General features: G+C 57.1%; 16 protein-coding genes. 12 read left to right on the forward strand and 4 right to left on the reverse strand.

The features are described 5' to 3' along the window. Positions 1 to 32: 32 nt before the first annotated feature. The 3 genes from flgN to flgA form a co-directional block, all read right to left on the reverse strand. Entirely contained in the window at positions 33 to 458 is a 426-nt protein-coding gene (flgN, locus tag LBF07_RS19785; protein ID WP_008500818.1) for a flagella biosynthesis chaperone FlgN, read from the reverse strand. Positions 459 to 462: 4 nt separating this feature from the next. After that, a complete protein-coding gene (gene flgM, locus LBF07_RS19790; RefSeq protein ID WP_023311133.1) occupies positions 463 to 756 on the reverse strand; it encodes a flagellar biosynthesis anti-sigma factor FlgM in 294 nt (97 codons plus the stop codon). Positions 757 to 849: 93 nt separating this feature from the next. Then, positions 850 to 1,509: a flagellar basal body P-ring formation chaperone FlgA gene (flgA, locus tag LBF07_RS19795; protein ID WP_023311134.1), complete on the reverse strand. Its 660-nt coding sequence runs from the start codon at positions 1,507 to 1,509 to the stop codon at positions 850 to 852. A gap of 157 nt (positions 1,510 to 1,666) precedes the next feature. Between flgA and flgB the strand changes: the two genes are divergently transcribed. The 11 genes from flgB to flgL all read left to right on the forward strand — a co-directional run bounded on the left by flgB (position 1,667) and on the right by flgL (position 11,563). Then, positions 1,667 to 2,083: a flagellar basal body rod protein FlgB gene (flgB, locus tag LBF07_RS19800; protein ID WP_023311135.1), complete on the forward strand. Its 417-nt coding sequence runs from the start codon at positions 1,667 to 1,669 to the stop codon at positions 2,081 to 2,083. A gap of 3 nt (positions 2,084 to 2,086) precedes the next feature. Continuing rightward, positions 2,087 to 2,491, forward strand: coding sequence for a flagellar basal body rod protein FlgC (flgC, locus tag LBF07_RS19805; RefSeq protein WP_008500814.1), 405 nt, complete (start codon positions 2,087 to 2,089; stop codon positions 2,489 to 2,491). A gap of 11 nt (positions 2,492 to 2,502) precedes the next feature. After that, positions 2,503 to 3,213, forward strand: coding sequence for a flagellar hook assembly protein FlgD (flgD, locus tag LBF07_RS19810; RefSeq protein WP_029740349.1), 711 nt, complete (start codon positions 2,503 to 2,505; stop codon positions 3,211 to 3,213). 26 nt (positions 3,214 to 3,239) lie between these two features. Then, complete coding sequence (gene flgE / locus LBF07_RS19815; protein WP_039261882.1) at positions 3,240 to 4,490, forward strand: flagellar hook protein FlgE; 1,251 nt, start codon at positions 3,240 to 3,242, stop codon at positions 4,488 to 4,490. Between the two features lie 20 nt (positions 4,491 to 4,510). Continuing rightward, entirely contained in the window at positions 4,511 to 5,266 is a 756-nt protein-coding gene (locus tag LBF07_RS19820) for a flagellar basal body rod protein FlgF (protein WP_033145205.1), read from the forward strand. 11 nt (positions 5,267 to 5,277) lie between these two features. After that, positions 5,278 to 6,060: a flagellar basal-body rod protein FlgG gene (gene flgG, locus LBF07_RS19825; RefSeq protein WP_008500810.1), complete on the forward strand. Its 783-nt coding sequence runs from the start codon at positions 5,278 to 5,280 to the stop codon at positions 6,058 to 6,060. 57 nt (positions 6,061 to 6,117) lie between these two features. After that, positions 6,118 to 6,816, forward strand: coding sequence for a flagellar basal body L-ring protein FlgH (gene flgH, locus LBF07_RS19830; RefSeq protein ID WP_024909015.1), 699 nt, complete (start codon positions 6,118 to 6,120; stop codon positions 6,814 to 6,816). 12 nt (positions 6,817 to 6,828) lie between these two features. Beyond that, a complete protein-coding gene (locus LBF07_RS19835) occupies positions 6,829 to 7,926 on the forward strand; it encodes a flagellar basal body P-ring protein FlgI (RefSeq protein WP_029740346.1) in 1,098 nt (365 codons plus the stop codon). Beyond that, positions 7,926 to 8,879, forward strand: a complete 954-nt coding sequence (gene flgJ, locus LBF07_RS19840) for a flagellar assembly peptidoglycan hydrolase FlgJ (RefSeq protein ID WP_094934958.1) — start codon at positions 7,926 to 7,928, stop codon at positions 8,877 to 8,879. The genes LBF07_RS19835 and flgJ overlap by 1 nt, the downstream gene beginning before the upstream one ends. Positions 8,880 to 8,954: 75 nt before the next feature. Next, positions 8,955 to 10,595, forward strand: coding sequence for a flagellar hook-associated protein FlgK (flgK, locus tag LBF07_RS19845; RefSeq protein WP_094934959.1), 1,641 nt, complete (start codon positions 8,955 to 8,957; stop codon positions 10,593 to 10,595). 14 nt (positions 10,596 to 10,609) lie between these two features. Beyond that, positions 10,610 to 11,563: a flagellar hook-associated protein FlgL gene (gene flgL, locus LBF07_RS19850; RefSeq protein ID WP_033145208.1), complete on the forward strand. Its 954-nt coding sequence runs from the start codon at positions 10,610 to 10,612 to the stop codon at positions 11,561 to 11,563. Between the two features lie 75 nt (positions 11,564 to 11,638). Here the strand turns inward: flgL and LBF07_RS19855 are convergent, their stop codons facing one another. Further along, entirely contained in the window at positions 11,639 to 12,853 is a 1,215-nt protein-coding gene (locus LBF07_RS19855) for an MFS transporter (protein WP_094934960.1), read from the reverse strand. Positions 12,854 to 12,998: 145 nt separating this feature from the next. Here LBF07_RS19855 and LBF07_RS19860 point away from each other — a divergent pair, with 145 nt between their 5' ends. Next, the gene (locus tag LBF07_RS19860) at positions 12,999 to 13,904 is read left to right on the forward strand and encodes a LysR family transcriptional regulator (protein WP_370642430.1); all 906 of its coding nucleotides are present in this window, start codon (positions 12,999 to 13,001) and stop codon (positions 13,902 to 13,904) included. The last annotated feature ends 23 nt before the right edge of the window (positions 13,905 to 13,927 follow it).

Here is a 13,927-nt window from a genome sequence, read left to right on the forward strand (position 1 = left end):
TGCTCCCCGCTGCATGATTTGTCGCACAGGCGTCAAATCGAAATCTTTTTAACTCCCGCAATACGCGCAGTCGCTGTTTGACCATCCGCACCGTACAGTCCGGTTTCTTTATGCGGTTTCAATACCTCAAGCGCCTGCTGATTACGCTCAATCTGACCTTCCAGTAGCCAGCCGTTGTGCTGGTTAAGGTCGCGCAGGTGCTGGGTTTTTTCGGTAATGGTTTGCCAGCGCTCAATAATATCGTCATTGGCGCTACGCTTAGGATCCTGCTCAGCGCGGCGCTGCTGCTCCAGATAATCCAGCGTCGCCAGTAGCGAACTCTTATCTTCAGTAATACGCTGCAGCGCGCTGCCGTTGATGTGACCGGAAGAGAGATGCTGCTGTTCAGCGTCCATTACCGTTTTCAGGTCGTTAAGAACAACCGTCATTTGATCCAGTATTTCTGACAGTCGACTCATACGGTTAGTTACTCTGTAAGAAACTCTGTGCTTCCTGAATCAGGGCGTCAGCGATTTTGCTGGTGTCCATTTTCAGCTCACCGTTACGAATAGCCGTTTTCAGCGCTTCAACACGTTCCATATTGATATCGTTGCTGCCTGGCTGCATCAGTTTTGCCTGCGCGTCGCTCAGGGTCACGCTGGTGCTGTTGGACGTTGACGGTTTTTCCAGACGCGTTTTCTGCGCAGGAGCGTCATTCGTTTCGCGAGGTTGTACAGCGCTTACCGGCTTCAGGGCTGATGTACGATCAATGCTCATAGTGTTGTCCTCATCGAGGGTTCGCGGCGTTTGCGCCTGACATCATCATTAGTGGAATATTTATCGGCACGCGCCGCGAAATCTTTAAAAAGATTATAGGTTAATCAGAATATTCCCATCAGAATCGACGGTTCCGCTCACCACCTGGCCTGAGGACATTCTGACGCGGGCGTTTTGCGCCACCGCGGCATTGTTTAACGCTTTCCCTTCACTGTTGATGCTAAAGCCATCTCCGTTGGCCACCACCATCACCTGTTGACCCGCTTTTACCCGCCATGACTGACGCAGCATTGAGAGCTGTATCGGCTGGCCGGGTGCGACATCGCGCAGGCTGACGGCGTCCTGTGCCTGGTTCATTTCCAGCATGGTGCGTGGAGGCAGCTGATCCAGACGGCCGCGCTTTAACGTCACGCTGTTCGTCTGCAGCACGCTGCCGCGCGCAATGGGCACGGCGGCGACAACATAATTGCCCGTCGCCTGAACTGCAACCTGTAAATAGCGTTTTTCGTTCGCGCAGCGTGCCAGCACGTTCACATTTCCCCACAGCCGGGTGGTTCCCGTCACGCTGAATGACGGTTGGTCACAGGTCGGGTACAGATTCGGTGGGGTGCGCACGGTAACGTTAACCTCATCGCTAAAGCCCGCCAGCTTTTCAGCAAAAAAAGCCGTCAGCCGATCCTGTAAGCCTTCAGCCTGCACCAGAGGGCTAAAGAGCAAGAAAGTTGCCACCAGGCCACGTTTTAACGTTTGCATCGCAAGTTCCACCGTTTCCAGAGTTGAATGAATTCTACCTGCAGTGGTTTTGCATCAACGCAATAAATAGCGACGCATTTTGCGCTTATTCCGTCGATAGGGGAGACCGGGTGAGATTTAAGCTGTGAACTGAAATTTTGCCATCAGCGGAGGAGACATGCTCGATAAACTCGACGCCGCGTTACGTTTTCAGCAGGAAGCGCTCAATTTACGCGCCCAGCGGCAGGAGATTTTAGCCGCCAACATCGCTAACGCCGATACCCCAGGGTTTCAGGCGCGCGATATTGATTTTTCCAGTGAACTCAAAAAGGTGATGGAGCGTGGACGTGCCGAAGGAACGGGTGTTGCACTTGCCATGACATCCTCTCGCCATATTCCTGCTCAGGCGATGACCGCGCCAGCGACCGATTTACTTTACCGCATTCCCGATCAGCCCTCACTCGACGGTAACACCGTGGATATGGACCGGGAGCGTACCCAGTTTGCCGATAACAGTCTGAAATACCAGACGGGCCTGACCGTACTCGGCGGACAAATCAAAGGCATGATGAACGTCCTGCAGGGGGGGAACTGATAGATGGCCTTGTTGAATATTTTTGATATTGCCGGTTCGGCGTTAACCGCGCAGTCCAAACGCCTGAACGTGGCTGCCAGTAACCTGGCGAACGCCGACAGCGTAACCGGACCAGACGGCCAGCCTTATCGCGCCAAACAGGTTGTCTTTCAGGTCGATGCTGCGCCGGGCGCGGCGACGGGCGGCGTGAAGGTGTCTGATGTGGTAGAGAGCCAGGCGCCGGACAGACTGGTGTATGAGCCGGGTAACCCGCTCGCGGATGCCAGCGGATACGTGAAAATGCCAAACGTGGATGTGGTGGGTGAGATGGTGAACTCCATGTCGGCTTCCCGCAGCTACCAGGCCAACGTTGAAGTGCTGAATACCGTGAAGAGCATGATGCTCAAAACGCTCACTCTCGGCCAGTAAAGGAGACATGCATGTCCATCGCCGTAAATGTGAATGATCCTACGAACTCGGGCGTTAATAACACGAAGAGTACGACGGGTTCTAACTCCCTCACCGGGAGCAATGCCTCCGATCTTCAGGGCAGCTTTCTGACGCTGCTGGTGGCGCAGCTTAAGAACCAGGATCCCACCAACCCAATGCAGAACAACGAACTGACCACGCAGCTTGCGCAGATCAGCACCGTGAGCGGCATTGAGAAACTCAACACCACCCTCGGCTCCGTCTCCGGGCAGATCAACAGCGCCCAGTCTCTGCAGGCGGCAAGCCTGATTGGCCACGGGGTGATGATCCCGGGAACCACGATTCTGGCGGGCACCAGCACCACTGAAGGCAACACCACAACGACCACCACGCCGTTTGGCGTTGAGCTCCAGCAGGCGGCTGAGAAGGTCACTGCAACGATCATGGATGCCAATAACGTGGTGGTTCGCACCATTGATATCGGTGAGCTGAAGGCGGGCGTTCACACCTTTACGTGGGATGGCAGCCTGACCGACGGCACTAAAGCACCAAACGGTTCTTACAAAGTAGCGATCAGCGCCAGCAACGGGACGACCCAGCTGGTGGCGCAGCCGCTGCAGTTCGCGCTGGTCCAGGGCGTGATTAAAGGAAGCGACGGCAACAAACTGGATTTGGGAACCTCTGGTTCCACCACACTCGACGAAGTTCGGCAGATTATCTAAGCCTTAACACTTATCAGGAGTAAGTCATGGCCTTTTCTCAAGCGGTCAGCGGCCTGAATGCTGCGGCCACCAACCTGGACGTCATTGGCAACAACATCGCCAACTCCGCGACCTATGGTTTTAAATCCGGTTCTGCTTCATTTGCGGACATGTTTGCCGGTTCCAAAGTCGGCCTGGGCGTGAAAGTTGCGGGCATCACTCAGGACTTTACCGACGGCACCACCACCAACACCGGTCGTGGTCTGGACGTTGCTATCAGCCAGAACGGTTTCTTCCGTATGGTCGATTCCAACGGTTCTGTGTTCTACAGCCGTAACGGCCAGTTCAAGCTGGACGAAAACCGTACGCTGGTTAACATGCAGGGCATGCAGCTGACGGGCTACCCGGTAGCTGGAACGCCTCCAACCGTTCAGACCGGTGCGAACCCTCAGGCGATTACTATCCCGAATACCCTGATGGCGGCGAAATCAACCACCACCGCGACGCAGCAGATCAACCTGAACTCAACCGATCCTGTTCAAACTGCCCCGTTCGATGCGACCAACCCGGATACCTATAACAAAAAAGGGACCGTGACCGTATTCGACAGCCAGGGTAACGCCCACAACATGTACGTCTACTACGTGAAGACGGCCAACAATAAATGGGATCTTTACACTCAGGACGGCAGCGTTGCGGGTTCTACAGCAGCGAAAGCGGCGCAGATGAACTTTGATGCGAACGGTAACCTGGCGGGTGTCTACAACTACGACGCTGCGGGTGTACTGAGCGCAACGCCAAACGCCACGCCGGCCATTAACATCACCACGGGTTCTGTCAGCGGTGCGACGGCGGCGACCTTCTCCCTGAGTTTCCAGAACTCCATGCAGCAGAACACCGGTGCAAACAGCGTTGTGGCAACCAATCAGAACGGCTACAAGCCTGGCGACCTGGTGAGCTACCAGATCAACGACGATGGCACCGTGGTGGGAAGCTACTCTAACGAACAGTCTCAGGTTCTGGGCCAGATCGTGCTGGCAAACTTCGCGAACAACGAAGGCCTGAAATCTGAAGGCGACAACGTCTGGTCTGCCACTCAGTCCTCCGGCGTGGCGCTGCTGGGTACCGCAGGCACCGGTAACTTCGGCAAGCTGACTAACGGCGCGCTGGAAGCTTCCAACGTGGATATGAGTAAAGAACTGGTGAACATGATCGTCGCGCAGCGTAACTATCAGTCGAACGCGCAGACCATCAAAACCCAGGACCAGATCCTCAACACGCTGGTTAACCTGCGTTAAGCGGCTAACAGGAAAGCGCAATGGATCACGCAATATATACCGCGATGGGCGCGGCAAGTCAGACGCTCAATCAGCAGGCCGTTACCGCCAGCAACCTGGCAAACGCCTCTACGCCGGGCTTTCGCGCGCAGCTTAATGCGCTGCGCGCGGTGCCGGTTGAAGGGCTGTCCCTGCCGACCCGTACGCTGGTGACGGCATCAACCCCTGGCGCAGATATGACGCCAGGGCAGATGGACTACACCTCACGCCCGCTGGACGTTGCCCTGCAGCAGGACGGCTGGCTGGCGGTGCAAACGGCCGACGGCAGCGAAGGCTATACCCGTAACGGCAATATCCAGGTGAGCGCGACGGGCCAGCTGACGATTCAGGGTCATCCGGTAATGGGGGAAGCGGGTCCGCTGACCGTGCCGGAAGGCTCTGAGCTGACTATCGCCGCGGACGGTACCATTTCGGCGCTGAACCCGGGCGACCCGGCCAATACCGTTGCGCCCGTCGGACGTCTGAAGCTGGTGAAAGCGGAAGCCAAAGACGTGCAGCGCGGCGACGACGGCATGTTCCGTCTGACCCAGGCGGCGCAGGCGACGCGTGGCGCCACGTTACAGGCCGATCCGAGCATCCGCGTGATGTCCGGCGTTCTGGAAGGCAGCAACGTCAAGCCGGTCGAAGCCATGACCGACATGATTGCCAGCGCCCGTCGTTTTGAAATGCAGATGAAGATCATCAGCAGCGTGGATGAAAACGCGGGCAAGGCTAACCAACTTCTGGCTATGAGTTAACAGGACTCCTTATGATCAGTTCTTTATGGATCGCGAAAACTGGCCTGGACGCCCAGCAAACCAATATGGACGTGATTGCCAACAACCTGGCAAACGTGAGCACCAATGGTTTCAAGCGTCAGCGTGCCGTTTTCGAAGATTTGCTTTATCAAACTATCCGTCAGCCGGGCGCGCAGTCTTCTGAACAGACGACGCTGCCGTCGGGTCTGCAGATCGGTACCGGTGTTCGTCCGGTGGCCACCGAGCGTCTGCACAGCCAGGGCAACCTGTCTCAGACCAACAACAGTAAAGACGTGGCAATCAAAGGCCAGGGCTTCTTCCAGGTGCAGCTGCCTGACGGGACCTCTGCCTATACCCGCGACGGTTCGTTCCAGGTCGATCAGAACGGCCAGCTGGTGACGGCGGGCGGTTTCCAGGTTCAGCCTGCGATTACTATCCCGGCGAACGCCCTGAGCATCACCATCGGACGCGACGGTGTGGTCAGCGTGACCCAGCAGGGACAGGCCGCGCCGGTTCAGGTCGGGCAGCTCAACCTGACCACCTTCATGAACGATACCGGTCTGGAAAGCATTGGTGAGAACCTCTACACCGAAACGCAATCCTCCGGTACGCCGAATGAGAGCACCCCGGGCCTGAACGGCGCGGGCCTGCTGTACCAGGGTTATGTTGAAACGTCCAACGTGAACGTGGCGGAAGAGCTGGTGAATATGATCCAGGTCCAGCGCGCGTATGAAATTAACAGTAAAGCAGTGTCGACGACCGACCAGATGCTGCAGAAACTGACGCAACTCTAAGGTGTAGCCCGGTGCGGTAAACGCCGCACCGGCTCCCTGTTTTCGAAGATGAAGGCAATGCAAAAAAACGCGGCGTTTCGTTATCCGATACTGACTGTTCTGGCTGTCACCCTCAGCGGGTGTGCTTTGATCCCGTCTAAACCATTGGTCCAGGGTGCGACGACTGCCCAACCCGTTCCTGGCCCCGCGCCAGTGGTAAACGGCTCCATTTTCCAGACCGCGCAGCCGATTAATTACGGCTATCAGCCGCTGTTTGAAGATCGCCGCCCGCGTAACGTCGGCGATACATTGACCATTGTGCTGCAGGAAAACGTCAGCGCGAGCAAGAGCTCGTCGGCGAACGCCAGCCGCGATGGCAAAACCAATTTTGGCTTCGATACCGTGCCACGCTATCTCGAAGGGCTGTTCGGCAACGCGCGTGCTGATGTGAACGCGTCCGGCGGCAATACCTTTAACGGCAAAGGCGGCGCGAACGCCAGCAACACCTTCAGCGGTACGCTGACGGTCACGGTTGACCAGGTACTGGTTAACGGCAACTTACACGTTGTGGGTGAAAAACAGATCGCCATCAACCAGGGCACTGAATTCATTCGCTTCTCGGGCGTGGTTAACCCTCGCACCATCAGCGGCACCAACACCGTTCCATCCACCCAGGTGGCGGATGCGCGCATTGAGTACGTCGGTAACGGCTATATCAATGAAGCGCAAAATATGGGTTGGCTGCAGCGCTTCTTCCTTAATTTATCGCCGATGTAAGCGAGGTGACCCATGTTTAAATCGATCTTCGCCGTGGCGCTCGCGCTGGTGGCAACGTTTGCCCAGGCTGACCGTATTCGCGACCTCACCAGCGTTCAGGGCGTTCGTGAAAACTCCCTGATTGGCTATGGCCTGGTGGTCGGTCTGGATGGTACCGGTGACCAGACGACCCAGACGCCGTTCACCACCCAAAGCCTGAACAACATGCTTTCCCAACTCGGCATTACCGTGCCGGCGGGAACCAACATGCAGCTGAAAAACGTGGCCGCGGTAATGGTCACCGCGTCCTACCCGGCGTTTGCGCGTCAGGGGCAGACCATTGATGTGGTGGTCTCCTCAATGGGTAACGCCAAAAGCCTGCGCGGCGGTACGCTGCTGATGACCCCGCTGAAAGGCGTTGACAGCCAGGTCTATGCGCTGGCGCAGGGGAACATTCTGGTTGGCGGTGCGGGGGCATCCGCAGGCGGAAGCAGCGTGCAGGTGAACCAGCTGAACGGTGGACGTATCACCAACGGTGCGATCATTGAGCGTGAACTGCCGACCCAGTTTGGCGCGGGCAACACCATCAACCTGCAGCTTAATAATGAAGACTTCACCATGGCGCAGCAAATTGCCGATACCATCAACCGCAGCCGCGGCTACGGTAATGCAACGGCACTCGATGCGCGCACCGTGCAGATCCGCACCTCCACCGGCAGCAGCAACCAGGTGCGCATGCTGGCGGATATCCAGAATATGGAAGTTAACGTTCCGGTCCAGGATGCGAAAGTGATCATCAACTCCCGTACCGGCTCGGTGGTGATGAACCGGGAAGTGTCGCTGGACAGCTGTGCCGTGGCGCAGGGTAACCTCTCCGTGACGGTAAACCGCTCCGCGAACGTGAGCCAGCCGAATACGCCATTTGGTGGCGGTCAGACGGTGGTGACGCCGCAAACGCAGATTGATATGCGTCAGAGCGGCGGGTCGCTGCAGAGCGTTCGCTCCAGCGCCAACCTGAACAGCGTGGTGCGCGCCCTGAACGCCCTGGGCGCAACGCCGATGGATCTGATGTCCATCCTGCAATCCATGCAAAGCGCGGGCTGCCTGCGCGCCAAACTGGAAATCATCTAATGCTGACCGATAGCAAACTGTTGACCAGTGCAGCCTGGGACGCCCAGTCGCTCAACGAACTGAAAACCAAAGCAGGCAAAGACCCGGCGGCGAACATCCGCCCGGTCGCCCGCCAGGTGGAAGGGATGTTTGTACAGATGATGCTGAAAAGCATGCGCGAAACCCTGCCGAAAGACGGGATGTTCAGCAGTGATTCAACGCGTCTCTACACCAGCATGTATGACCAGCAGATTGCGCAGCAGATGACCGCCGGTAAAGGCCTCGGTCTGGCTGACATGATTGTGAAACAGACCGAAGCCGCGCAGGGCATTCAGCCTCAGGAACAGACGCAGCAGGTGCCGATGAAGTTCGACCTGGAAACGGTGACCAGTTATCAGAACCAGGCTCTGACGCAAATGGTGCGTAAAGCGATGCCAAAAGCCACGGGCAGCGGCGATGAGCCGCTCTCCGGTGACAGCAAAGACTTCCTGGCGCAGCTTTCTCTGCCCGCGCGCCTTGCCAGCGAACAGAGCGGCGTGCCGCATCACCTGATTCTGGCGCAGGCCGCGCTGGAGTCGGGCTGGGGCCAGCGTCAGATCCGCAAGGAAAACGGCGATCCGAGCTTCAACATCTTCGGCGTGAAGGCCACCTCCAGCTGGAAGGGGCCAACAACGGAGATCACGACCACCGAATACGAGAACGGTGCGGCGGTGAAGGTCAAAGCAATATTCCGCGTCTACAGCTCCTATCTGGAAGCATTGTCCGATTACGTTGGCCTGCTGAGCCGCAATCCGCGTTATACCGCCGTTACGCAGGCGGCGACGGCGGAGCAGGGCGCTCAGGCCTTACAAAACGCGGGCTACGCGACCGACCCGAACTATGCGCGCAAGCTCACCAGCATGATCCAGCAGCTGAAATCCATGGGCGAGAAGGTCAGCAAAGCCTATAGCACAGATATTGAAAATCTGTTCTGAAAGTTCTCAAGTCCCGGTGGAGGTTGCCGATAACCTTCATCAGGACTCGTGTCTGAACGTATAAAAGGAACCCCCATGTCCAGTTTGATTAACAGCGCCATGAGTGGCCTCAGTGCCGCGCAGTCGGCACTCAATACCGTCAGTAATAATATTTCAAGCTATAACGTGGCAGGTTACACCCGCCAGACCACGGTGCTGGGTGCATCTAACAGCACGCTGACCGGCGGTGGCTGGGTGGGTAACGGGGTTTATGTCTCCGGTGTCCAGCGTGAGTATGACGCCTTCATCACCAACCAGCTGCGCGCCGCGCAGACGCAGAGCAGCGGTCTGACGACGCGCTATCAGCAGATGTCAAAAATTGACGATGTGCTCTCCGATACCACCAATTCGCTCTCCACCACCCTACAGGACTTCTTCAAAAGCCTGCAAACCCTGGTGAGCAACGCGGAAGACCCGGCAGCACGTCAGACGGTGCTGGGTAAAGCGGGCGGTCTGGTCAATCAGTTCAAAACCAACGATCAGTATCTGCGTGACCAGGATACGCAGGTCAATACCGCGATTGGGACCAGCGTGTCTCAGATCAACAACTATGCCAAACAGATTGCGAACCTGAACGATCAGATCTCCCGTCTGACCGGCGTCGGTGCGGGCGCATCGCCTAACGATCTGCTCGACCAGCGCGATCAGCTCGTGACTGAACTGAACAAAATCGTGGGCGTGGAAGTGTCTGTTCAGGATAGCGGTACGTTTAACATCTCTTTCGGCAACGGTTACAGCCTGGTGCAGGGCAGTAAAGCCAGCCAGCTGGCGGCCGTGAAGTCCAGCGCCGATCCGGCTCGTACGACTATCGCCTACGTCGATGACGTGGCGGGTAATATTGAGATCCCCGAGAAATTTATCACCACCGGTTCTTTAGGCGGTTTACTGACATTTCGTGCTGAAGATCTGGATAAAGCCCGTAACAGCCTGAACCAGATGGCGCTGGCCTTTGCCGACGCGATGAACACGCAGCATGAAGCCGGTTTTGATGCGAACGGTGATGCGGGCGGTAAGCTGTTCAACTTCGGTTCTCCGGCGGTCCTGTCCAACAGCAAGAACGGCGGCTCTGCCGTTGTTACGGCTTCTGTGGCGGACAGCAAACAGGTCCAGGCGACAGACTATAAGCTGCAGTTTAACGGCACTGACTGGACGATCACCCGCACGTCAGACAAAACCAGCTTTACGATGAGCCCGGATGCCAGCGGCAATCTGTCGTTTGATGGCCTTAACGTCAACGTGAGCGGCACGGCAAATACCAAAGACAGCTTTACCGTGAAGCCTGTTTCCAACGTCATCATGAACATGGATCTCGCGATCAGCGACGAGTCCAAACTGGCGATGGCATCTGTGCAGAACGGCGGCGAAAGTGACAACCGTAACGGCCAGAAACTGCTCGATCTGCAAAACGGCAAAGTGGTGGGTGGAAATAAAACCTTCAACGATGCGTATGCCTCTCTCGTCAGTACCGTCGGTAGCTCAACGGCGTCACTGAAGGTGAGCAGCCAGACGAAAGCCAACGTGGAAACGCAGTTAATCAAGCAGCAGCAGACCATCTCTGGGGTAAACCTCGACGAAGAGTATGGCAATTTGCAGCGTTATCAGCAGTATTACCTGGCCAATGCCCAGGTGCTACAAACTGCCAGTACGCTCTTCGATGCAATTATCAACATTCGTTAAGGTTGAGGTGAACAATGCGTATTAGCACCCAGATGATGTATGAGCAGAACATGCGTGGGATCACCGATTCCCAGAGCAGATGGCTGAGCTACGGTGAGCAGATGTCCACCGGCAAGCGCGTCAATCGTCCTTCGGACGATCCTATCGCCGCGTCGCAGGCCATCGTTCTGTCACAGTCTCAGTCGCAAAACAGCCAGTTTGCGCTCGCGCGTACCTTTGCAACGCAGAAGGTCTCGCTGGAAGATAACGTGTTAACCCAGGTCAACACTGCGATCTCAAGCGTGCGCGAGAAGCTCGTTTATGCGTCGAACGGCACATTAAGCGATGACGACCGTCTTTCTCTGGCAACCGATATTCAGGGGATCCGCGATCAGCTGATGAACCTGGCCAACACGACGGATGGTAATGGTCGTTTTATCTTTGCGGGATACAAAACCGAGAGCGCACCGTTTGATGCCGCGACCGGGGATTACAACGGCGGCGCTGAGGCCATCACGCAGCAGGTTGATACGGCGCGAAATATGACCATTAGCCATACCGGCCAGCAAATTTTCGAAAGCATTACCAGTAATGCGGAACAGCTGCCGGGCGGTGGATATGGCCAGACCAACATGTTCAAAATCCTGGATTCTGCTATTGCCTCGCTGAAGACACCGATTGAGAACGATCCGGCTGCCGCAACGGCGCAAAGCCAGGTGATTGCCAATGCGCAAATCGGCATCAAAAACTCCCAGAACAATGTCCTGACGGTCGTTGCGGATGTGGGAACCAAGATGAACGAGCTGGAAAAACTCGACACGCTGGGTGATGACCGCGCGCTGGGTCAGACCAAGCAGATGAGTGACCTGGTGGATGTTGACTGGAACGAAGCGATTTCCTCTTACACCATGCAGCAGGCGGCCTTGCAGGCGTCTTATAAAGCGTTTAGCGATATGCAGGGCATGTCTCTGTTCCAGCTGAACAAATAACATCTTGACCTCTTGGAACATGTCTTGAAACTGGGCATGTTTTACTGCCCAATCCGTCTGGATTGGGCATTTTTTTTATGCAACTTCTGCTGATGCGGAGGTGACTCGTGCGCTTTCTATCAGACGGATTGCCAGCGCAATGACGCCACAGACCGTCGCCAGCGCGACCACGCCCGTCCAGCCGGCCAGCGAGTAGATATTGCTGCCTAACGCGGAACCCAGCGCCATCCCGATAAAGACCACCGTAAAGAGCAGGGCGTTGAGACGACCGCGCGCCTGCGGTTCAAGGCTGTATACCAGGTTCTGGTGAGCGACCAGGCTGGACTGCAGACCCAGGTCGAACCCGACGGCGGAGATGGCGATCAGAATCAGCTGTCCATGAACGCCCAGCGCGGGCATCAGGAACATCAGGGCGAATGAGACGGTCACAAGAGCGGCACCAAGCTGCGTGACTTTTCCTGCGCCTAGTTTGTCCGCCAGACCCCCTGCCAGCGGGGCAGCTAACGCACCGGCGGCACCTGCAATACCAAAACCACCCGCTACAGCGCTACCCAGGTGATAGCGTTCCAGCAGCATGACCGCAAGCGTAGACCAGAAGGCGCTAAAGGCAATCGACAGGAAGCCCTGAGCCAGCGCCGCACGGCGCAGCGCCGGATAGCGACGCCACAGATGCTCCATTGAGCGCATCAGCGCGGGGTAGCTCAGCGTGGAGTGAATGGCAAAACGGGGAAGCACAAACCACATCATCACCCCGACGAACGCAATGCTCGCCGCCGCCAGCTGGTACATGACGCGCCAGCCAAACGCTTCGCCCACCACGCCGCTCACGGTTCTGGATAATAAGATACCCATCAGCAGCCCGGTCATTACCGTGCCCACGGTTTTCCCCTGTTTACCTTCCGGTGCAAGGATGGCTGCGGCAGGGACGATATCCTGTGCCATGGTGGCGGCCATGCCGATGAGCAGGCTGGCCAGCAGCAGAGAGTGGATCTGCCCGGTCAGGCTACAGCCGAGAAGAAACAGCGCCAGCGCCGCACTCTTTATCAGGATTAACGTCCTGCGGTCGTGGCGATCGCCGAGCGGCAGCAGGAACAGGATCCCCAGGGCATATCCCGCCTGGGTGAGCGTCGGGACCAGGCCCATTCCTTCGATACTCAGGTGAAGGTCTGCGCCCATCAGCGGCAGCAGAGGCTGGGCATAATAGATAGATGCCACGCTGAAACCTGCACCTATCGCCAGCATTAAGATTACCCAGCGGCTCACGGCATGGGCTGCGGTTGTTGTGTTCATAAGATGTTCCTCATTCGTCGTGTGAGGCTATTTTTTATCAGTACGCCTTGCGACGGTAGCGGGCCCGGTGGTAAAACGCTTATACGTTGAACGTATAAGTGAAAATGCGATGAAAAGAGCTGAGCGTATAGACAGGGTGGAGTTAATGCGGACGTTTGTTCGTATTGTGGAGGCGGGCTCCCTCTCAGCGGCGGCACGGCAGCTGGCCACTACCCAGGCCACGGTAAGCAGACGGTTACAGTCGCTTGAAACCATGCTGGGCGTGCGCCTGATGTTGCGCACCACCCACACGACGCGGCTGACGGATGACGGCGAGCGCTGTTATCAGCACGCCCGTCGGGTGATTGACAGCTGGCTGGCGCTGGAAGATGAGGTGGGGCAGACGGAAGATGAGCCGGTAGGCGTGCTGCGGGTGCGCGCTCCTCACGCGTTTGGTCAGGACCAGCTTCTGAAACCCGTAACCGAGTTTTTGCAACGTTATCCGCAGCTTTCGATTGAGTGGATGCTCAACGATCGGTCGGCGGATTTTCTAGGCGACAACCTTGACTGTGCGATTCGGGTGGGCGTGGAAGTCGATCCGGCGACCGTGTCCGTGCTGCTGGCCGAAGTGCCGCGCTCGGTAGTGGCTTCACCGGCACTGCTGGCCCGTTTCCCGACGGTTACCACGCCGGAGGATTTGCAGCAGTTTCCCTGGATAGCAATCAGCTCATTCTACCAGCGCCATGTGGTGGAGCTTTTTCACGATGCATCACCCGCCACCGCGCGGATTGCTATTACGCCACGGCTGAGCACCGACAGCCTGTATGTCGCACGTAACACGGCGCTCACCGGGCTTGGCGTGGCGGTGGTATCCAGCTGGACGGTACAGGATGATATTCGGGAAGGTCGGCTGGTGCATTTGCTGCCAGAGTGGCAGCCAGCGGCGTTACCGGTGCATCTGGTTTACCCCTGGTCCCGCTATTATCCGGCACGCTTGCGGCGTTTTCTGGAGTTGATGCGCCAGGTCATGCCGGAGGTCACCGGGATGAGAAAGCCCGTGCAGCAGCCATAAAAAAAGCCGACCATAAGGTCGGC

Source organism: Enterobacter cloacae complex sp. ECL352, assembly GCF_020149545.1.
Classification (GTDB): Bacteria; Pseudomonadota; Gammaproteobacteria; order Enterobacterales; family Enterobacteriaceae; genus Enterobacter; species Enterobacter asburiae_B.

Coding starts and splice junctions, on each gene's coding strand:
- flgN (WP_008500818.1), bottom strand. CDS start 458: ATGAGTCGACTGTCAGAAATACTGGATCAAATGACGGTTGTTCTTAAC.
- flgM (WP_023311133.1), bottom strand. CDS start 756: ATGAGCATTGATCGTACATCAGCCCTGAAGCCGGTAAGCGCTGTACAA.
- flgA (WP_023311134.1), bottom strand. CDS start 1,509: ATGCAAACGTTAAAACGTGGCCTGGTGGCAACTTTCTTGCTCTTTAGC.
- flgB (WP_023311135.1), top strand. CDS start 1,667: ATGCTCGATAAACTCGACGCCGCGTTACGTTTTCAGCAGGAAGCGCTC.
- flgC (WP_008500814.1), top strand. CDS start 2,087: ATGGCCTTGTTGAATATTTTTGATATTGCCGGTTCGGCGTTAACCGCG.
- flgD (WP_029740349.1), top strand. CDS start 2,503: ATGTCCATCGCCGTAAATGTGAATGATCCTACGAACTCGGGCGTTAAT.
- flgE (WP_039261882.1), top strand. CDS start 3,240: ATGGCCTTTTCTCAAGCGGTCAGCGGCCTGAATGCTGCGGCCACCAAC.
- LBF07_RS19820 (WP_033145205.1), top strand. CDS start 4,511: ATGGATCACGCAATATATACCGCGATGGGCGCGGCAAGTCAGACGCTC.
- flgG (WP_008500810.1), top strand. CDS start 5,278: ATGATCAGTTCTTTATGGATCGCGAAAACTGGCCTGGACGCCCAGCAA.
- flgH (WP_024909015.1), top strand. CDS start 6,118: ATGCAAAAAAACGCGGCGTTTCGTTATCCGATACTGACTGTTCTGGCT.
- LBF07_RS19835 (WP_029740346.1), top strand. CDS start 6,829: ATGTTTAAATCGATCTTCGCCGTGGCGCTCGCGCTGGTGGCAACGTTT.
- flgJ (WP_094934958.1), top strand. CDS start 7,926: ATGCTGACCGATAGCAAACTGTTGACCAGTGCAGCCTGGGACGCCCAG.
- flgK (WP_094934959.1), top strand. CDS start 8,955: ATGTCCAGTTTGATTAACAGCGCCATGAGTGGCCTCAGTGCCGCGCAG.
- flgL (WP_033145208.1), top strand. CDS start 10,610: ATGCGTATTAGCACCCAGATGATGTATGAGCAGAACATGCGTGGGATC.
- LBF07_RS19855 (WP_094934960.1), bottom strand. CDS start 12,853: ATGAACACAACAACCGCAGCCCATGCCGTGAGCCGCTGGGTAATCTTA.
- LBF07_RS19860 (WP_370642430.1), top strand. CDS start 12,999: ATGCGGACGTTTGTTCGTATTGTGGAGGCGGGCTCCCTCTCAGCGGCG.